4 protein-coding genes are annotated in these 21,091 nt (G+C 69.1%); all 4 read left to right on the top strand.

Going from position 1 to position 21,091, the window contains the following annotated elements; translation table 11 throughout:
- Positions 1 to 16: 16 nt before the first annotated feature.
- The 4 genes from N6H00_RS37570 to N6H00_RS37585 all read left to right on the top strand — a co-directional run bounded on the left by N6H00_RS37570 (position 17) and on the right by N6H00_RS37585 (position 21,031).
- Positions 17 to 1,273, top strand: coding sequence for an aspartate aminotransferase family protein (locus N6H00_RS37570; protein WP_268976360.1), 1,257 nt, complete (start codon positions 17 to 19; stop codon positions 1,271 to 1,273).
- Positions 1,274 to 1,315: 42 nt separating this feature from the next.
- Positions 1,316 to 1,780 carry a type II toxin-antitoxin system RatA family toxin gene (locus tag N6H00_RS37575; RefSeq protein WP_268976361.1) on the top strand — a complete coding sequence of 155 codons (465 nt, stop codon included), beginning with the start codon at positions 1,316 to 1,318 and terminating at the stop codon, positions 1,778 to 1,780.
- A gap of 85 nt (positions 1,781 to 1,865) precedes the next feature.
- The gene (locus N6H00_RS37580; RefSeq protein ID WP_268976362.1) at positions 1,866 to 9,449 is read left to right on the top strand and encodes a type I polyketide synthase; all 7,584 of its coding nucleotides are present in this window, start codon (positions 1,866 to 1,868) and stop codon (positions 9,447 to 9,449) included.
- Positions 9,450 to 9,520: 71 nt separating this feature from the next.
- The gene (locus N6H00_RS37585) at positions 9,521 to 21,031 is read left to right on the top strand and encodes a type I polyketide synthase (RefSeq protein ID WP_268976363.1); all 11,511 of its coding nucleotides are present in this window, start codon (positions 9,521 to 9,523) and stop codon (positions 21,029 to 21,031) included.
- Positions 21,032 to 21,091: the final 60 nt, after the last annotated feature.

Consider the following 21,091-nt stretch of genomic DNA (forward strand, 5'->3'; position numbering starts at 1 on the left):
ACGAGGGGAACGTCAAGTGACCGTGACGGATGAGAAGTCCGCGGAGACAGCCAGGCTGCACGCGAAATACCTGAGCCGGGGCCGGGCGAAGATCGCCGGTATGCTCGGCGGCCAGATCGAGGAGAGCTCCGCCGGTTCGTACATCCACACCTCGGCGGGAGAGAAGTACCTCAACTGCGCCGGCTACGGGGTCATGCTGCTCGGGGCGACCCACCCGGATGTGGTCGAGGCCGTCGTCGAGCAGGTCAGGCGGCATCCGATCTCCTCCCGGGTGTTCTTCGACGACGTGACCTCCCGCGCCGCCCAGGCCCTCGCCGAGGTCTGTCCGGGCGAGCTGGAGAAGGTCTTCTTCTGCGGCTCCGGCGCCGAGGCCGTGGAAACGGCACTCAAGCTGGCCCGGGTGAACGGGCACAAACGCACGGTCACCACGCGGAACGGCTACCACGGCAGGACGATGGGAGCCTTGAGCGTCAGCGCCAAGCGCCGCTACCAGGAGCCCTTCGAACCGCTGATCCCCGATGTCGTCGAGATCCCGTTCGGGGACGCGAACGCCCTGCGCGCGGCGCTGCGCGACGCCGAGCCGTCGTGCTTCATCGTCGAACCGATCCAGGGCGAGGCGGGCGTCGTGATCCCGGACGACGACTACCTCCCCGAGGTGTCGCGGATCTGCCAGGAACACGACTGCTTCCTCATCGTCGACGAGGTCCTGACCGGCATGGGCCGCACCGGCACCTGGTGGGCCATCAGCGAACTGCCGGTCCAACCCGACGTCATGCTGGTCGGAAAGGGCCTGTCCGGCGGTGTGGTACCGGTCTCGGCCGCGGTCGCCACGCCCACCGCGTACGCGCCGTTCGACAAGGACCCGATCCTGCACGCCTCCACGTTCGGCGGGTCGCCCATCCAGACCGCGGCGGTGCTGGCCGCCATCGAGGCGACCAAGGCCCATGACGTCCTCGGCGCGGCCGGCACGATCGGCGAGCGCCTCCTGCGGACCCTGCGCACAGCGGCGCAGGCCGCGCCCCCGGGCTCGATCAGGGAGGTACGGGGCAAGGGGCTGCTGCTCGGCGTCGAATTCGAGGACCCGGGCTCGTCCGCCGAGCTGATGCTCCACCTGCTGGACCGGGGCGTGCTCATCAACCACTCGGTGAACAATCCGCACGTGGTGCGGTTCACGCCGCCGGCGCTGATGTCCGAGGACGAGGTGGACACGCTCGAAGCGGCGATGGAGGACTCCTTCCGGCAGCTCGGAAAGCTGTCGGTGGGACGCCGGTGACCGTCCGGTGAGCTGGTGGCAGATCGAAACGGGGAAGGCGAAATGAAGACCGTACACGTCGACCAGATGGTCGTCGGATGGGACCGGTTCGCGATTTACGAGAAGCTCAAGGACGGCGAAAGCTACAAACAGCACGCCCCGGAGCACGTGAAATCGGTCCTGATGGAATCCACCGACGATCCCCACACCATGCTCTCGCACTGGGAGCTGTACTTCCGCAACGGCCTGCTGGAGTGGTCCGAGCGGGATCACTACGACGAGGAGAACACCACTCTCCGGTTCGAGCAGATCGACGGCGACTTCGACGAGTTCCACGGCAGTTGGGAAGTGTCCCCGGTGCCGGACCCCGCCGGGGAGCCGACGGTTCGCGTCCGGTTCACCGCCACGTTCGACTTCGGTGTGCCCAGTGTCGAGGCCATGATCGAGCCGGTGGCCGCGAAACTCCTCGAGGAATCCGTGAGCCGGATCATCACCGAGCTGTTCAGCGGCAGCGGGTCAGCGGTGTGATCCGGACGGTCGTCGTCACCTTGTGCTGAAGTGCCGGCCGGCCCGCACCGGCCGGGGCGCGGTTTTCTGGGGGAAGGTTCAGGCCATGCACGGTTCTTATGTCGATCTGCTCCGCCTTCGGGAGTCGGAGCAGCCGGAGGCGCACGTCTACCGATTCCTGGAATCCGGCGAGGTCGACGGCGACATCACCGAGATGTCCTATCGAGAGCTGGCGACACGCGCGCGTGCCATCGCCGCCACATTGCAGGAGCGCGGATTCGCGGGCCGGCACGCGCTGCTGCTTTATCCGCCGGGCCTGGAGTTCACGGGCGGATTCTTCGGCTGTCTTTTCGGCGGGGCCGTCGCGGTGCCCGTCCCGCTGCCGGAGTTCCACCAGCTCGACCGCTCCCTGCGCAGGTTGAAGCGGATCATCGCCGACGCCGGCATCGCGGTCGTCCTGACCACGCGGCTGGTGGCCGACGGCCTGGCCGCCGTGATCCACGAGATGCCCGAACTCGCCGCCCTGGAGTGGATCGCGACCGACGACATCGCCGACGAGCGGCAAACCGCGTGGCGCGACCCGGGCGTCGGCCCGGATTCCACGGCGTTCCTCCAGTACACCTCCGGCTCGACGTCCGAGCCGCGCGGGGTGATCGTCAGCCACCGCAACCTGCTGCACAACCAGCGGGCCACGGCGGAGGGAATGGGACACACCCCCGAACTGGTCGCGTCCTGGGAGGGCGACCTGATCGGCAGCTGGCTGCCGGTGTACCACGACATGGGCCTGATCGGGCCGGTGCTGCACACGGTCTACGTCGGCAGCAGCGCGGTGCTGATGTCGCCGCTGCACTTCCTCCAGCAGCCCAGGCGCTGGCCGGCGATGGTCTCGGCGTTCGGGGTGCGGTGCAGCGGTGCGCCGAACTTCGGCTACGAGCTCTGCGTCCGGCGCGCCACCCCGGAATCCGTGGCGAGCCTGGACCTCAGCCGGTGGCGGGTGGCCGCCAACGGCGCCGAGCCCGTCCGGGCGGGCACCTTGCGCCGGTTCGCGGACACGTTCGCACCCGCGGGCTTCCGGCCCGCGTCGCTGTTGCCGGTGTACGGACTGGCCGAGGCGACGCTGACGGTGACCGCAGGCTCCGGCGGCGGCCTGGACCGGGCGCCCACGATCCTCCGGGCCGGACCCGGACAACCGGAGTGGGTCAGCTCGGGACGGCCCGCCGAGGGGACGACCGTCCTGATCGCCGACCCGGAACGGTGCACCGAGTGCCCGGAAGGGACGGTCGGCGAGATCTGGGTGACCGGCGGGAGCGTGGCGGGCGGCTATCACGGCGACGCCGAGAAGACCAGGGAGACGTTCGACGGCCGGCTCGACGACGGGCGCGGCGGGTTTCTGCGCACCGGCGATCTGGGCTTCCTCCGGGACGGCGAACTGTTCGTGACGGGGCGACGCAAGGACCTGCTGATCATCGACGGCAAGAACCACTACCCGCAGGACGTGGAGCTGACCGTGGAGTCCGCGCACCCCGCGGTGCGCGCCGGCTGCGTGGCGGTGTTCTCCGTCGAGCGTGGGGATGGCGAGGTCGGAGATGACGGCAATGACGGCGGTAGCGGTGGCGATGGCGAGGTGCCGGTCGTCGTCGCGGAGGTGAAGACGACCGACCACGCCGAGCTCGACGCGGTCGAGGACGCCGTCCGCAGCGCCGTCGGCGCGCAGCACGGCCTTGCCGTCCGCGCGGTGGTGCTGATCCCGCCCAGCACGATATTCAAGACCAGCAGCGGCAAGATCCAGCGGCAGGCCACCCGTGCCGCCTATCTGGCCGGGGAACTCACGGCCGTGGAGCGAGCCGCGCCGGACACACCGGTGGAGCAGCCACCGGCAGCGCAGCATGCAGCAACCCCGGATCAGGCACCGGCAGAGCACACGTCCCCGGCGCCGCCGTCCCGTACCCCCGTGCCCACCGTCGCGTCGATCCGGGACTGGCTCGTCGCGGCGGTCGCCCGGGACACCGGCACCGACCCGGCGCGGATCGACCTGGACCGGCCGATCGCCGAGTTCGGGCTCGGCTCACGTGGCCTGGTCGAACTCACGGTACGGCTGTCCGAGTTCGTCGGCCGGAAGCTGGAACCCAGCCTGGTGTTCGAGCATCCGTCGATTTCGGCGGTGGCGACCGCGCTCGGCACCGCCGGGACGACGAGTTCGGCCACCGAGCGGGTCCCGGCCGACAGCGCGGTGGCGATCATCTCGATGGCCTGCCGCTTTCCGGGCGGCGCCGACGACCCCGAGGCGCTCTGGAAACTGCTCGCCGACGGTGTCGACGCCGTCCAGGCCGTGCCGGAGGAGAGGTGGGACACCACCGGACTGCACGACACGGACCCCGACGCGCCCGGAAAGACCTACACCCTCCAGGGCGGCTTCCTCACCGGCGTCGACCGCTTCGACGCGCCGTTCTTCGGGATCTCCGCGCATGAGGCCGCCGCGATGGACCCCCAGCAGCGGTTGCTGCTGCAAGCCTCCTGGGAAGCGATCGAACGCGCGGGCATCGATCCCCGACGCCTGGCCGGCACCGCCACCGGTGTCTACATCGGGCTGTACGACAGCGGATACCTGGCGGGCGCCGACCTGGACCAGCTGAACGGGCACGTCGGCACCGGCAACGCCGGCAGCGTCGCCTCCGGCCGCATCGCCTACACGCTCGGGCTGCGGGGACCGGCGCTCACGGTCGACACGGCCTGCTCCTCGTCCCTGGTGGCCCTGCATCTGGCCGCGCGGGCCGTGGCCGCCGGTGAATGCGAACTCGCCCTCGCGGGCGGTGCCTCCGTCATGGCGACACCGCGTGCCCATGTGGAATTCAGCCGCCTGCGCGGACTGTCCGCCTCCGGCCGCTGCCGGCCGTTCTCCAGCGACGCCGACGGCGTGGTCTGGGCCGAAGGGTGCGGTCTGGTCCTGCTCAAACGACTCGACGCCGCGTTGCGGGACGGCGACCCGGTGCTCGCGGTCGTCCGCGGTTCGGCGGTCAACCAGGACGGCCGCAGCCAGGGACTCAGCGCACCGAACGGACTCGCCCAGGAACAGGTGATCCGAGCGGCCCTCGCCTCGGCCGACCTGGAGCCGCAGGACATCGACTACGTCGAGACGCACGGCACCGGCACACCGCTCGGCGACCCGATCGAGGCCCGTGCGCTGGCCAGGGTCTTCGGACCCGGCCGCGCCGCCGACCGGCCACTGGCGATCGGGTCGCTCAAGTCGAACCTCGGCCACACCCAGGCCGCGGCCGGTATCGGCGGGGTCATCAAGACCGTACTCGCCTTGCGTCACGAACTGCTGCCCGCGTCGCTGCACGCCGACCACCTGACGCCCCACATCGACTGGGCCACGGCCGGACTGACGGTGCAGCGCGATCCGGCGCCGTGGCCGTCGGGCCGGGGTACCCGGCGTACCCGGCGTGCCGGGGTCAGCGCGTTCGGTATCAGCGGCACGAACGCCCATGTGGTGCTGGAGGAGCCGCCGGTCAGGGGCCACCTGCCGACGGACTCGGCAGACTCACCGGCCTCGGCCGACTCGTCCGCCTCGGCGGTGTCGGAGCCGCTGCTCATACCGGTCTCCGCCCGTACCCGGACGGCGCTGTCGGGCCAGGCCGAGCGCCTGCTGGCGTTCCTCCAAGCCGGTCCCGACGACACCGGTCCCGACGACATCACGTCCGACGACATCACGTCCGATCTGTCGCTTCCCGCCCTGGCCCGGTCGCTCGCGACGCGACGCACCCACTTCGAACACCGGGCCGTCGTCAGGGCCCGGACCGCGGACGAACTCCGCGCCGGACTGGCCGGGCTCGCAGGCGGCGACACCGCGCCGAACCTGGTCACCGGCTCCGCCCCGGCGTTGAGCTCCGGCAAGGTGGCGTTCGTGTTCCCGGGCCAAGGGGCACAGTGGGCGTCCATGGCGCTCGACCTGCTGGACTGCTCGGCACCGTTCCGGACCGAGCTCGCCAAGGCCGACGCCGCGATCCGGCGGTACACCGGCTGGTCCGCCACGGCCGTGCTGCGCGGTGAGGCCGACGCTCCCGAGCTGACCGGGGACGATGTCGTGCAGCCCGTGCTGTTCGCCGTGATGGTGTCGCTGGCCGCGCACTGGCGGGAGCGCGGAGTGGCTCCGGACGCCGTCATCGGACACAGCCAGGGCGAGATCGCGGCTGCCTACGTCAGTGGCGCGCTCGGACTGTCCGACGCCGCCGCCGTGGTCGTCCTCCGCAGCCGGGCCCTGCCGCGCATCGCCGGCGCCGGCGCGATGGCGGTCGTCGGACTGCCCGCCGACGAACTGCGGTCGCGGCTGGGCGGCGCGGTGGCGGTCGCCGCGGTCAACGGACCGAGGACGACGGTGGTCGCCGGCGACCGCGCCGCGGTGACCGACCTGCTCGCGACGCTGGACGGCGAGCAGGTGTTCCATCGCATGCTCGACGTCGACTACGCCTCGCACACCGAACACGTGGCGTCCCTGCGCGAGTCGCTGGCGGCCGATCTGGCCGGTATCACCGCCCGGCCCGGCCCGATCGCCTGGTACTCCACGGTGCTGGCCGAGGCGGTGACCGGCGCCGCACTCGATGACGGCTACTGGTACCGGAACCTGCGCGAACCGGTGCGGTTCGCCGAGACCGTCACCCGGATGATCGCGGACGGCTACCGGTTCTTCGTCGAGATGAGCCCGCATCCGTCGCTCGTCACCGCCGTGCACAGCGTCGCGGAGGACAACGGCCGCGAGGTCGTCGCCGTCGGCTCCCTGCGCCGCGAGGAGGACGGGCCGGCGTGTCTGGACCGCGCGCAGGCCGAGTTGTACATCGGTGGCCTGGAGCCGGACTGGGCCAGGCTGCTGGGGACGGACGACGGCGGTGGGCGCGGCGATGCCCTCCCGGACCTCCCCACCTACGCCTGGGACGACCATGCGTACTGGACCACCCCGAGGCCGGGAACCACAGGGCTGCCGGGCTTCGGACGGACCGGTCACCCGTTCCTCACCACCGTCGTGCCGAATCCGGCGACCGGGGCCGTGACATTGGCCGGTGCGCTGGCGCTGGACCGGCAGCCGTGGCTCGCCGACCACGCGGTCGAGGACACGGTGGTGCTGCCCGGCACGGCGTTCGTGGAGCTGGCACTGGTCGCCGGTGACGAAGTCGGCTGCGACGCGGTGCGGGAACTGGTCATGCGCGAGCCGCTGAGCCTGTCGCCGGGCACCGAGATCGCGCTCCAGGTCGTGGTGGGCCCGTCGGACGACGCGGGCGACAGGCCCGTTTCCATCCACGCCTGCGGGGATGGCGAACGGACGTGGACCGAGCACGCGCGCGGGACGCTGTCACACGCGGACGACTCCGGCACCGGAGCACCCGGCAGCGAAACACCCGGCAGCGAAACCATGGCGTGGCCGCCCGCCGATGCCGTGGCCGTCGATCTGACCGACGGCTACGAGCGGCTCGCGGCGCTCGGCTACCAGTACGGACCGACGTTCATGGGTTTGCGCGCGGCATGGCGGCTCGGCGACGACCTGTATGCCGACGTGGCCCTGCCCGACGACGTTCAGGATTCCGCCACGGCCCACCTGCTGCACCCCGCGCTGTTCGACGCCGCACTGCACGCGCTGGCGCTCCAGGCCGGTCCGGTGCCGGACGACACCATCCCGCTGCCCTTCTCCTGGTCGCGCGTCACGGTACGGTCGGCCGGCGCCGTGGCTCTTCGCGCGCATCTGGCCCTGATCGGCGACGAACAGGTCCGGATCACCCTGACCGACGCCGACGGTGCGCTGGTGGCACAGGTCGACACGCTGGAACTGCGGAAGACGCCGCTGTCCCGGCTCGTGACGTCCACGCGCCCCCATGACTCGTGGTACGTGGTCGACTGGGTCCCGCTGCCTGTGCCGGACGAGGCGTACGAGCCGCCGCGATCGCCGAGCGAAACGCCCGCGCTGCTCCTACGCCGCAGCACGGAACCGGAGCCCGCCGATCGCCTGCCGGCCACGGCCGAGAGCGAGGTCTCGGCCGTCCTCGACCAGGTCAAGGCGCGACTGGCCGCCGAGGACGACGACGAACCGCCGTTGGCCGTCGTCACCAGCCAGGCCATCGCGGTCGACGGGCACGAGACCGACCTGGACCTGTGCCACGCACCGGTGTGGGGCCTCCTCCGGTCCGCACAGACCGAGCATCCGGGCCGGATCGTGCTGGTCGACGTGGACGACTGGGCCGACGCGCCGATCGCGATCGCGACCGCGACGGCGGCCGGCAACGACGAGCCACAGCTCGTCTTGCGCCATGGACGTTTCTTCGCACCCCGGCTGGCAGCGGCCACCCCGGAGCAGGAAACGGGCCGGGGAGGGGAGCAGGGACAGGGAACGCGGCCACGGCTCAGTGACGGCACAGTGCTGATCACCGGCGGCACCGGATCGCTCGGCAGCCTGGTCGCCCGACACCTGGTGAGCGCGTACGGGGTACGGAACCTGCTGCTCGTCAGCAGGCAAGGCCGCTCCGCCGCCGGTGCGGAGGCGCTCGTCACCGAACTGGAGGAGAGGGGCGCCTCGGTACGCGTCGCCGCCTGCGACGCGGCGGATCGCGCGGCCCTGGCGGCAGTGCTCGACGAGCTCCCCGCGGCACAGCCGTTGACCGCGGTCATCCACACCGCCGGTGTGCTTGCCGACGCCGTGTTCTTGTCGACCACACCGCGGAACCTCGCCGCGACGTTCCGGGCGAAGGTGGCGACCGCCTGGAACCTGCACGAACTCACCAAGGACCAGAACCTGTCGGCCTTCGTCCTGTTCTCGTCGGCGGCCGGTGTGCTGGGCGCGCCGGGCCAGGCCGGTTACGCCGCTGCCAACACGTTCCTGGACGCGCTGGCCCAGCACCGGCGGTACCTCGGACTCCCCGGTTCCTCCCTCGCTTGGGGCCTCTGGGAGCAGTCGGACGGAATGACCGCGTCGTTGCGGGAAGGCAGGCTGTCCCGGATCGGCCGCGGTGGCATGATCGCGCTGTCACCGGACCATGGCCTGGCCCTGCTCGACAGCGCACTGTCCACGGAGCCCGTGCTGGCCGTGCCGGCGCGGTTGCGGCTGGACGCGCTGGCACGGTCGGAGACGATCCCGTCGGTACTGCGTGGGCTGGTGCGTGGCCGAGCGCGTCGGTCGGCGGACGGTGGCCGCGCGGCGCGGTCGGCGTTGTTGCGGCGGCTGGAGGGGGTGTCCGAGGTCCAGCGGGACGCGGTGGTGCTCGAGCTGGTGCGTACGCACGTCGCGGCCGTTCTCGGGCGTGCGGGGGCCGGGGACATCGCTCCGGACCGGGCCTTTCAGGACCTCGGTTTCGATTCCCTGACGGCGGTCGAGCTGCGGAACCGGCTCAAGAACGCCACCGGGCTGACCCTGTCGGCCACAGTGGTCTTCGACTACCCCACGCCCGACGCGCTGGCGAAATACATCGTGACCAACCTGCCCGGCCAACCCGACGCGCCTGCTGCGAGCGTTGCGGCGGACTCCGACGTCTGGTCGGTCATCAGAGCCATTCCGCTCGCGGATCTGCGGGATTCCGGACTGCTCGACAAGCTGTTGCTGCTGGCCGAAGCGTCCGAGGAGCGGCAGGCCAAGGCAAAGGCGAACGACGATCTCATCGACTCCATGGGCGCGGACGATCTGGTGGCGTTCGCCCTGTCCCAGGGGGAGTGACATGTCGGCTATCCGTGCGCTATCGACCTCGGACAACGTCGGTGGGCCTCTTAATGGAAAGTGTGGTTTCCGTGACCGGTTCTGATGGTGAGCTGATCGAGGCACTGCGTGTGTCGCTCAAGGAGAACGAGCGGCTCAAGCAGCGGATCGAGACGTTGGTGACGCGTTCGTCCGAGCCGATCGCGGTGGTGGGTATGGCGTGCCGGTTTCCGGGTGGGGTGGATTCGCCGGAGGATTTGTGGGATGTGGTTGCCGGTGGTCGGGATGTGGTGTCGGGGTTTCCGGTTGATCGGGGTTGGGATGTGGGGGGTTTGTTTGATCCTGATCCTGATGCGGTGGGGAGGTCGTATACGCGGTCTGGTGGTTTTCTGGTGGATGCGGCGGGTTTTGATGCGGGGTTTTTTGGGATTTCGCCGGGTGAGGCGTTGGCGATGGATCCGCAGCAGCGGTTGTTGTTGGAGTTGTCGTGGGAGGCGTTGGAGCGGGCTGGTGTTGATCCGGTGTCGTTGCGTGGTTCGGCGACGGGTGTGTTTGCGGGGTTGATTGCGCAGGCGTATGGGATTGATGCTGGTGATGCGGTGGATGGGTATCGGTCGACGGGGTTGCAGTCGAGTGTGGCGTCGGGGCGTGTGGCGTATGTGTTGGGGTTGGAGGGGCCGGCTGTTTCGGTGGATACGGCGTGTTCGTCGTCGTTGGTGGCGTTGCATTTGGCGGTGCAGTCGTTGCGGTTGGGTGAGTGTGATGTGGCGTTGGCGGGTGGGGTGACGGTGATGGCGTCGCCGATGATTTTTTCGGAGTTCAGTCGGCAGCGTGGGTTGTCGGTGGATGGGCGGTGTAAGGCGTTTTCGGGGTTGGCTGATGGGACGGGGTTTGCTGAGGGTGGGGGGTTGTTGGTGGTGGAGCGGTTGTCGGATGCGCGGCGGTTGGGGCATGAGGTGTTGGCGGTGGTGCGGGGTTCGGCGGTGAATCAGGATGGTGCGTCGAATGGTTTGACGGCGCCGAATGGTCCGTCGCAGCAGCGGGTGATTCGTTCGGCGTTGGCGGGTGCGGGGTTGTCGGCGTCGGATGTGGATGTGGTGGAGGCGCATGGGACGGGCACCACGTTGGGTGATCCGATCGAGGCCCAGGCGGTGTTGGCGACGTATGGGCAGGGTCGGGAGTGTCCGTTGTGGTTGGGGTCGGTGAAGTCGAATTTGGGTCATACGCAGGCTGCGGCGGGTGTGGCTGGTGTGATCAAGATGGTGGAGGCGATGCGGCACGGGGTGTTGCCGCGGACGTTGCATGTGGATGAGCCGACGCCGCATGTGGATTGGTCGGCTGGGTTGGTGGAGTTGTTGGTTGAGGAGCGGGTCTGGCCGGGGGATGGTGGCAGGCCGCGGCGGGCTGGTGTGTCGTCGTTCGGGATCAGTGGCACGAATGCGCATGTGATTCTTGAGCAGGCACCCGCGTTGGAAGCGGTCCCGGAACCGGCAGGCATGAGGTTGCCGGTGGTGCCGTGGGTTTTGTCCGCGAAGAGTGACGCGGGTTTGACGGATCAAGCCCGCCGATTGCTGGAGCACATCGAGTGCCATCCTGAGCTGGACGTGGTCGATGTCGGTCATTCGTTGACCCATCGGTCGGTGTTCGAGCATCGGGCTGTGGTGGTCGGTGCTGATCGGGAGGAGCTGGTCCGGGGGCTGGCGGGTCTGGTCGAGGGCGAGCAGCCTGGGCGGGGTGTGGTGCGGGGGCGTGCGGCGGGTGAGGGCAAGACGGCCTTTGTCTTCCCGGGGCAGGGGTCGCAGTGGCTCGGCATGGGCGCGGAGCTGTATGTGGATTGTGCCGCTTTCGCTGAGGTGTTTGATGTGGTGGTGGGGGAGTTGGATCGGCATCTGCGGCTGCCGTTGCGTGAGGTGATGTGGGGTGAGGATGCGGGGTTGCTGGATTCGACGGAGTTTGCGCAGCCGGCGTTGTTCGCTGTGGGGGTGGCGTTGTTCCGTGTGTTGGAGGGTTGGGGTGTGTGTCCGGATGTTGTGGTGGGGCATTCGGTGGGTGAGTTGGCGGCGGCGCATGTGTCGGGTGTGTTGTCTTTGGCGGATGCGGCGGTGTTGGTGGTGGCGCGGGGTCGGTTGATGCAGGGGTTGCCGGCGGGTGGGGTGATGGTGGCGGTTGAGGCCAGTGCGGAGGAGGTGGCGGAGTCGCTGGTGGAGGGTGCTGTTCTTGCTGCGGTCAATGGTCCGGATGCGGTGGTGGTCTCTGGTGTGGAGGAGGCTGTGGGTGAGGTTGCGGCGGGGTGGCGGGAGCGGGGGCGCAGGGTTCGTCGGTTGGCGGTGTCTCATGCGTTTCATTCGCCGTTGATGGATCCGATGTTGGGTGGGTTCGGTGAGGTTGCGGCGGGGGTGTCGGTGGGTGTGGCGGAGATTCCGCTGGTGTCGAATGTGAGTGGTGAGTGGGCTCGGGATGGTTATGGTTCGGCTGAGTACTGGGTGGATCATGTGCGGCAGCCGGTGCGGTTCGCTGATGGTGTGCGGTGCCTGGTATCGGCTGGTGTGACTCGGTTTGTTGAACTGGGTCCGGCCAGCGGGCTGACCGCCACCATTCCATCCGCGCTGACCGTTCCCGTGCTGCGGAAAAAGCACCCAGAAGCGTTCTCTGTGATCACCGCGTTGGGACAGCTGGCGGCAGCCGGTGTGGGTGTCGATTGGCGTGCTGTCATCGGACCTGGTGCGCGGCGGGTGCCGTTGCCGACGTATGCGTTTCAGCGGTCCCGGTACTGGTTGCGCGGGTCCGGTGCGCCGGGGGACGTGAAGCGGTTCGGGTTGGAGGGAACCGAGCACGCGTTGCTGGGTGCGGTGGTCGAGCAGCCGGATACCGGCGGGGTGGTGCTGACCGGCTGGCTGTCGACGGCCGCGCAACCGTGGCTGGCGGATCACGCGGTGGCGGAAACGACGGTGTTCCCCAGCACGGCGTTCGTGGAATTGGGCATCCGCGCCGGGGACGAGGTGGACTGCGGTGTCATCGAAGACCTGACAATGCGGGAGCCGTTGGTGTTGCCGACCGAGGGCGGCGTGCGGATCCGGGTGGTCGTCGGCGAGGTCAGCCAGAACGGTCGTCGCCCAGTGGCGATGTATTCGCGTGGCGATACTGAATGGGTCCTGCACGCCGAGGGCGAATTGAGCTCGGAAGAACCGTCGGCCAACGCCACAGATCTGTCGGTCTGGCCGCCCGAAGGCGCGGTCGCTGTCGACATGACCGATGCCTATGGGCGTCTGGCTGAGCGTGGTTATGAGTACGGGCCTGCTTTTCAGGGGTTGCGTGCGGTGTGGCGGCGGGGTGAGGAGTTGTTCGCCGAGGTTTCTCTTCCGCAGGACACGGAGGTGAGCGACCTCGGGGTGCATCCGGCGCTGCTGGACGGCGTACTGCATGCGTGGCACATCAACGACATCAGCACCGCTGAAACGGTCCTTCCGTTCGCGTGGGAGGGGGTGTCGTTGTGTGCGGCGGGTGCGGTGGCGGTGCGGGCGCGGATCGCGCCGGTGGGGCCGGGTGCGGTGTCGGTGGAGTTGGCGGATACTGCGGGCCTGCCGGTGTTGTCGGTGCGGTCGATGACTTCTCGTCCGGTGTCCCCGGAGCAGCTGCGGGCAGCGGTCCAGGCCGCTGGTGGGGTGTCGGACCGGTTGTTCGAGGTGGTGTGGTCGCCTGTGTCGGTTGGCCAGTCCGGTGCGGAGCGCGGTGATGCGGACGCCGTGGTGTTCGAGGTGCGGTCGGGATCGGATGTGGGGGTGGTGGCGGGGGTGTACGAGGCCACGCACCGCGTGCTGGAGGTTGTGCAGTCCTGGTTGTCGGGCGCGGGGGTCGGCAAGCTGGTCGTTGTCACGCGCGGGGCGGTGGGTCTGCCCGGCGAGGGTGTCGCTGATCTTGCCGGGGCGGCGGTGTGGGGTCTGGTGCGCTCGGCGCAGACGGAGAACCCCGACCGGATCGTCCTGGTCGACACCGACACCGACGCTGACGTCGACACCGGTGCGATCCTCGCCACCGGTGAACCACAGCTCGTCATCCGTGCCGGAACGCTTCACGCTCCGCGTCTGAGCGGGGTGCCGGTCACCTCCGCCCGTCCGACGCCCGTCGGCTCGTTGGCTGAGGGCACGGTGTTGGTCACCGGTGGTACGGGGATGGCCGGTGCGGTGCTGGCCCGGCACCTGGTGCAGGTGCACGGCGCACGTCATCTGCTGCTGGTCAGTCGTCGCGGTGAGCGGGCCGATGGTGCTGGGGAGCTGGTGGCCGAGTTGTCCGAGCTGGGGGCGGATGCTCGGGTGGTGGCGTGTGATGTGGCCGACCGGTCCGCGTTGGAGCGGGTGCTGGCGGACATCCCGGAGGACCGGCCGTTGGCCGGAGTGGTGCATGCGGCCGGTGTGCTGGACGACGCGGTGATCGGCTCCCTGACACCGGAACGGGTCGACACGGTGCTGCGGGCCAAGGTCGACGCGGCATGGAACCTGCACGAGGCGACGCGCGATCTGGGCCTGTCGATGTTCGTGCTCTTCTCTTCCATGGCGGGGACGGTCGGCGCGCCGGGGCAGGGCAACTACGCCGCCGCGAATACCTTCCTCGACGGCTTGGCAACCCACCGACGTGCCCTGGGGCTGCCCGCGGTCTCGTTGGCGTGGGGTCTGTGGGCCGAGGCCAGTGCCATGACCGGGCACTTGGGTGCGGAGGACCTGGCCCGGCTGGGACGAGGTGGTGTGCAGCCCATGGCCGCACACGAGGCGACCGAATTGTTCGACGTGGCGCTGCTCGCCGACCGTGCGCACATGGTGCCGGCGCGCATTGACGTCACCAGGTTGCGGAGCCGATTGGCGAGTGGACTGGTGCCCCCGCTGCTCGCCGGGTTGGTGCGCGGCCGGGTGCGTCGGACGGTCGACACTGCTCGTGCTGCGGAGTCGGCGTTGGCGCAGCGCCTGGACGGAGTGTCCGCAAGCGAGCAGGACGCGGTGGTGCTTCAGCTGGTACGTTCGCACATCGCCGCTGTGCTCGGACATGCGGGCGCCGACGCCGTCGATCCGGACCGGGCCTTCCAGGACCTCGGATTCAGTTCGTTGACTGCGGTCGAACTCGGCAACCGGCTCAACAACGCCACGGGTCTGACGCTGCCGACCACCCTCGTCTTCGACTACCCCACGCCCAACGCGCTCGCGCGGCACATCCGCGAGAAGATCACCGGCACCCGGTCGCAGGTCCGGCGCGCACCGGCCGCTGCCGCGAGTCTGTCCGAGCCGATCGCGGTGGTGGGTATGGCGTGCCGGTTTCCGGGTGGGGTGGATTCGCCGGAGGATTTGTGGGATGTGGTTGCCGGTGGTCGGGATGTGGTGTCGGGGTTTCCGGTTGATCGGGGTTGGGATGTGGGGGGTTTGTTTGATCCTGATCCTGATGCGGTGGGGAGGTCGTATACGCGGTCTGGTGGTTTTCTGGTGGATGCGGCGGGTTTTGATGCGGGGTTTTTTGGGATTTCGCCGGGTGAGGCGTTGGCGATGGATCCGCAGCAGCGGTTGTTGTTGGAGTTGTCGTGGGAGGCGTTGGAGCGGGCTGGTGTTGATCCGGTGTCGTTGCGTGGTTCGGCGACGGGTGTGTTTGCGGGGTTGATTGCGCAGGCGTATGGGATTGATGCTGGTGATGCGGTGGATGGGTATCGGTCGACGGGGTTGCAGTCGAGTGTGGCGTCGGGGCGTGTGGCGTATGTGTTGGGGTTGGAGGGTCCGGCTGTTTCGGTGGATACGGCGTGTTCGTCGTCGTTGGTGGCGTTGCATTTGGCGGTGCAGTCGTTGCGGTTGGGTGAGTGTGATGTGGCGTTGGCGGGTGGGGTGACGGTGATGGCGTCGCCGACGGTTTTTTCGGAGTTCAGTCGGCAGCGTGGGTTGTCGGTGGATGGGCGGTGTAAGGCGTTTTCGGGGTTGGCTGATGGGACGGGGTTTGCTGAGGGTGGGGGGTTGTTGGTGGTGGAGCGGTTGTCGGATGCGCGGCGGTTGGGGCATGAGGTGTTGGCGGTGGTGCGGGGTTCGGCGGTGAATCAGGATGGTGCGTCGAATGGTTTGACGGCGCCGAATGGTCCGTCGCAGCAGCGGGTGATTCGTTCGGCGTTGGCGGGTGCGGGGTTGTCGGCGTCGGATGTGGATGTGGTGGAGGCGCATGGGACGGGCACCACGTTGGGTGATCCGATCGAGGCCCAGGCGGTGTTGGCGACGTATGGGCAGGGTCGGGAGTGTCCGTTGTGGTTGGGGTCGGTGAAGTCGAATTTGGGTCATACGCAGGCTGCGGCGGGTGTGGCTGGTGTGATCAAGATGGTGGAGGCGATGCGGCACGGGGTGTTGCCGCGGACGTTGCATGTGGATGAGCCGACGCCGCATGTGGATTGGTCGGCTGGGTTGGTGGAGTTGTTGGTTGAGGAGCGGGTCTGGCCGGGGGATGGTGGCAGGCCGCGGCGGGCTGGTGTGTCGTCGTTCGGGATCAGTGGCACGAATGCGCATGTGATTCTTGAGCAGGCACCCGCGTTGGAAGCGGTCCCGGAACCGGCAGGCATGAGGTTGCCGGTGGTGCCGTGGGTTTTGTCCGCGAAGAGTGACGCGGGTTTGACGGATCAAGCCCGCCGATTGCTGGAGCACATCGAGTGCCATCCTGAGCTGGACGTGGTCGATGTCGGTCATTCGTTGACCCATCGGTCGGTGTTCGAGCATCGGGCTGTGGTGGTCGGTGCTGATCGGGAGGAGCTGGTCCGGGGACTGGCGGGTCTGGTCGAGGGCGCGCCTGGACGCGGTGTGGTACGCGGGCGTGCGGCGGGTGAGGGCAAGACGGCTTTTGTCTTCCCCGGACAGGGGTCGCAATGGCTCGGCATGGGCGCCGCACTCATCGACACGTCACCGATATTCGCGGAAAAGATTCGTGCCTGCGCGACCGCTCTCGACGAGTTCGTGGACTGGTCATTGACCGATGTGCTGCGAGGTGCTGACGGAGCGCCTTCGCTCGATCGCGTCGACGTCGTGCAGCCCGCGTTGTTCGCCGTGATGGTGTCGCTGGTCGAACTGTGGCGGTCGGCCGGTGTGCGTCCGGACGCCGTGATCGGACACTCCCAGGGTGAGATCGCCGCCGCGCACGTGGCCGGTGCGCTCTCGCTGCGCGACGCCGTCCGTGTGGTCGCCTTGCGGAGCCGGCTGCTGACCGCCCTCTCCGGAGCCGGCGGCATGGTCTCCCTCGCGTGTGGAGTGGAGCAGGCGAAGAAGCTGATAGCGCGTTGCGGCCACCCGCTGAGCATCGCAGTCGTCAACGGGCCCGCCGCGGTCGTGGTGGCAGGCGAACCGGCCGGACTGGACGACCTGATGGCACGTTGTGCGGCCGAGGACGTACGCGCCCGCCGCGTCGACGTGGACTACGCCTCGCACTCGGCACAGGTCGAGGCGATCCGAGAGGAGCTGCTCGCCGCGTTGTCCGGCATCGAGCCGCGTACCACCGAGATCTCGTTCTTCTCGACGGTCACGGGAGACGTGCTCGACACCGATGTGCTGGATGGCGACTACTGGTATCGAAACATCAGGCACACGGTGGAATTCGCAGCCGCCGTGCGCTCCGCCCGTGGTCAGGGATACCGGTTCTTCATCGAGGCCAGCCCGCACCCGGTGCTGATCGCGGGCATCGAGGACGCCGCCGACGATCGTGCGGACCACCATGGGGAAGCCGTCGTCATCCCGTCCCTCGGACGTGGCGATGGTGGGTTGGACCGATTCCTGACCTCACTGGGCGCGGCCCATGTCCGGGGTGCCCGTGTCGATTGGCGTGCTGTCATCGGACGTGGTGCGCGGCGGGTGCCGTTGCCGACGTATGCGTTCCAGCGGTCCCGGTACTGGTTGCGCGGGTCCGGTGCGCCGGGGGATGTGAAGCGGTTCGGGCTGGAGGGAACCGAGCACGCCTTGCTGGGTGCCGTGGTCGAGCAGCCGGACACGGGCGGGGTGGTGCTGACCGGCCGGTTGTCGACGGCGGACCAGCCGTGGCTGGCGGATCATGCGGTGGCGGGAACGACATTGTTCCCCGGTACCGGGTTCGTGGAGTTGGCGATCCGCGCCGGCGACGAGGTGGGTTGCGGTGTTGTCGAAGAGTTGATGCTGCGGGCGCCGTTGGTGGTGCCGGCCGAGGGCGGGGTACAGATCCGGGTCGTCGTCGCCGGGGAGGCGGAGCAACGCCCTGTAGCGGTGTATTCGCGCAGCGACGTCGGCGATACGGACTGGGTTCTGCACGCCGAAGGCACATTGGGCTCGGGTGATCCGGCACCGAACGTCGCCGACCTGTCGGTGTGGCCGCCCGAAGGCGCGGTCGCTGTCGACGTGACCGATGCCTATGGGCGTCTGGCTGAGCGTGGCTATCAGTACGGGCCTGCTTTTCAGGGGTTGCGTGCGGTCTGGCGGCGGGGTGAGGAGTTGTTCGCCGAGGTTTCTCTTCCGCCAGAGATGGAGGTGAGCGACCTCGGGGTGCATCCGGCGTTGCTGGATGCCGTGTTGCATGCGGTGGTGGTGGCTGCTGGTGGGGTGGAGATGGCGCTTCCGTTCGCGTGGGAGGGGGTGTCGTTGTGTGCGGCGGGTGCGGTGGCGGTGCGGGCGCGGATCGCGCCGGTGGGGCCGGGTGCGGTGTCGGTGGAGTTGGCGGATGCCGCTGGTCTGCCGGTGCTCTCGGTGCAGTCGATGACTTCTCGCCCGGTGTCACCGGAGCAGCTGCGGACAGCGGTCCTTGCCGCCGGTGGGGTGTCGGACCGGTTGTTCGAGGTGGCGTGGTCGCCTGCGCCGGACGGCCGGCCCCGCGTGGTATCGGCGGTGTCGTGGGAGGAGTTCCGTAAGACGGGCGGTGATGCGGACGCCGTGGTGTTCGAGGTGCGGTCGGGATCGGATGTGGGGGTGGTGGCGGGGGTGTACGAGGCCACGCACCGTGTGCTGGAGGTTGTGCAGTCCTGGTTGTCGGGTGCGGGGGTCGGCAAGCTGGTCGTTGTCACACGTGGGGCGGTGGGTCTGCCCGGCGAGGATGTCGCTGATCTCGCCGGGGCGGCGGTGTGGGGTCTGGTGCGCTCGGCGCAGACGGAGAACCCCGACCGGATCGTTCTCGTCGACACCGACACCGACACCGACACCGACACCGATGCCGACGTCGACACCGCTGCGATCCTCGCCACCGGTGAACCACAGCTCATCGTCCGTGCTGGGAAGATCCACATCCCCCGCCTCACCACCGCGTCCCTCGACGGTGTCCTGGCCCTGCCGGAAGGACCAGAGGCATGGCGGCTGGGGCTCACCGAGAAGGGAACGCTGGAAAACCTGACCATCGAGCCCTTCCCGGAGGCGGAGGCCCCGCTGAGGACGGGCGAGGTCCGCGTCGCGGTACGGGCCGCCGGCATGAACTTCCGCGATGTGCTGATCGCCCTCGGCATGTACCCCGACGAGGACGCCGTGCCGGGTGGCGAGGGTGCCGGTGTGGTCGTGGAGGTCGGGCCCGGGGTCACCGATCTGGCGGTTGGGGACCGGGTGATGGGCGTGCTGGTGGGCACCGGTCCGCGAGTCGTGACCGACCACCGTCTGGTCGTCACCATGCCCACGGGGTGGTCCTTCCCCCAGGCCGCCGCCGTCTCCGTGGCGTTCCTGACCGCGTACTACGCACTGGTGGATCTGGGCAGGGTGCGGGCCGGTGAATCCTTGCTCGTACACGCGGCGACGGGCGGCGTCGGCCTGGCGGCGCTCCAACTGGCTCGGCACTTGGGTCTGGAGGTGTTCGCCACGGCCAGCCCCGGCAAGTGGGACACCTTGCGAAACCTGGGATTCGACGACGACCACATCGCCAATTCGCGGACGGTCGAGTTCGAGCGGAAGTTCCTGGCGAGTACGGGCGGTCGTGGCATGGACGTGGTCCTGGACTCGCTCGCCGGCGAGTTCGTCGACGCGTCGTTGCGGCTGCTGCCTCGTGGCGGGCGATTCCTGGAAATGGGCAAGACTGACGTACGGAACGCCGAGTCGGTCGCGGAGACACATCCCGGAGTCCGCTACCGCGCGTTCGATCTGTTCGAAACGGGAGCCGAGCGGATTCGAGAGATCCTGACCGAGCTGCTTCGTCTCTTCGAGGCGGGAATCCTGCGGCCGCTGCCGGTCACCACCTGGGATGTGCGCAACGCCCCGGCGGCGTACCGATTCCTCAGCCAAGCACGGCACACGGGAAAGCTCGTGCTCACGATGCCCGGCTCGTTGGCTGAGGGCACGGTGTTGGTCACCGGTGGTACGGGGATGGCCGGTGCGGTGCTGGCCCGGCACCTGGTGCAGGTGCACGGTGTGCGTCATCTGCTGCTGGTCAGTCGTCGCGGTGAGCGGGCCGATGGTGCTGGGGAGCTGGTGGCCGAGTTGTCCGAGCTGGGGGCGGATGCTCGGGTGGTGGCGTGTGATGTGGCCGACCGGTCCGCGTTGGAGCGGGTGCTGGCGGACATCCCGGAGGACCGGCCGTTGGCCGGGGTGGTGCATGCGGCCGGTGTGCTGGATGACGCGGTGATCGGCTCCCTGACACCGGAGCGGGTCGACGTGGTGTTGCGGGCGAAGGTCGATGCGGCGTGGAATCTCCATGAGGTGACGCGTGGCCTGGGCCTGTCGATGTTTGTGTTGTTCTCGTCGATGGCGGGGACGGTCGGCGCGCCGGGGCAGGGCAACTACGCCGCCGCGAATACCTTCCTCGACGGCTTGGCGGCGCACCGGCGTGCCCTGGGGCTGCCCGCGGTCTCGTTGGCGTGGGGGCTGTGGGCCGAGGCCAGTGCCATGACCGGGCACTTGGGTGCGGAGGACCTGGCCCGGCTGGGACGAGGTGGTGTGCAGCCCATGGCCGCACATGAGGCGACCGAACTGTTCGACGTGGCGCTGCTCGCCGACCGTGCGCACATGGTGCCGGCCCGCGTCGACGTCACCGGGTTGCGCAAGCAGGCCGCGAGTGAGGTGCTCCCACCGCTGTTCGCCGGGTTGGTGCGCGGTCGGGTGCGTCGGGTCGTCGACGGCGATCGCGCGGCGGCGGCGTCGATGTCGGCGTTGGCGCAGCGGCTGCACGGGCTGCCCGCGGACGAACAGGACGCGGTGGTGCTTGAGCTGGTGTGTTCGCACATCGCTACCGTGCTCGGGCATGTGGCGCCCGACGACGTCGCTCCGGACCGGGCCTTCCAGGACCTCGGTTTCGACTCCCTGACGGCGGTCGAGCTGCGGAACCGGCTGAAGAGCGCCACCGGCGTGGCCCTGTCGGCCACGGTGGTGTTCGACCATCCCACGCCCAAGGCGCTGGCCCGGCACATCCAAAACAACATAGCGACCGACACGTCCCGGTCGGCGCCGCATTCGGATCCGCAGGACGAGGAAGTCCGGAAGCTGATCGCCTCCATCCCCATCGGCCGACTGCGTCAGGCGGGCGTGCTCGAAACACTGATGAATCTGGCGAATGCGGAGAACGGCGTGTCGACAGCCCCGGAACCACAAGGAAAAGATCTTGCGGATATGGACCTGGAAGATCTTCTCGGTGTCGCCCTCGGCGACCACGACGATATACAGGTGACTGACTGATGCGCACCAAAGTGGACCAGGCCACGGAAGCCCTGCGTAAAGCGCTGATGCAGGTCGAGC

Source organism: Streptomyces sp. S465 (genome assembly GCF_026898115.1).
In the GTDB taxonomy this organism is placed as follows: domain Bacteria; phylum Actinomycetota; class Actinomycetes; order Streptomycetales; family Streptomycetaceae; genus Streptomyces; species Streptomyces luomodiensis.

Bases quoted from the DNA above. Each gene is read 5' to 3' on its own strand.
- N6H00_RS37580 (WP_268976362.1), top strand. From the start codon at position 1,866: ATGCACGGTTCTTATGTCGATCTGCTCCGCCTTCGGGAGTCGGAGCAG.
- N6H00_RS37575 (WP_268976361.1), top strand. From the start codon at position 1,316: ATGAAGACCGTACACGTCGACCAGATGGTCGTCGGATGGGACCGGTTC.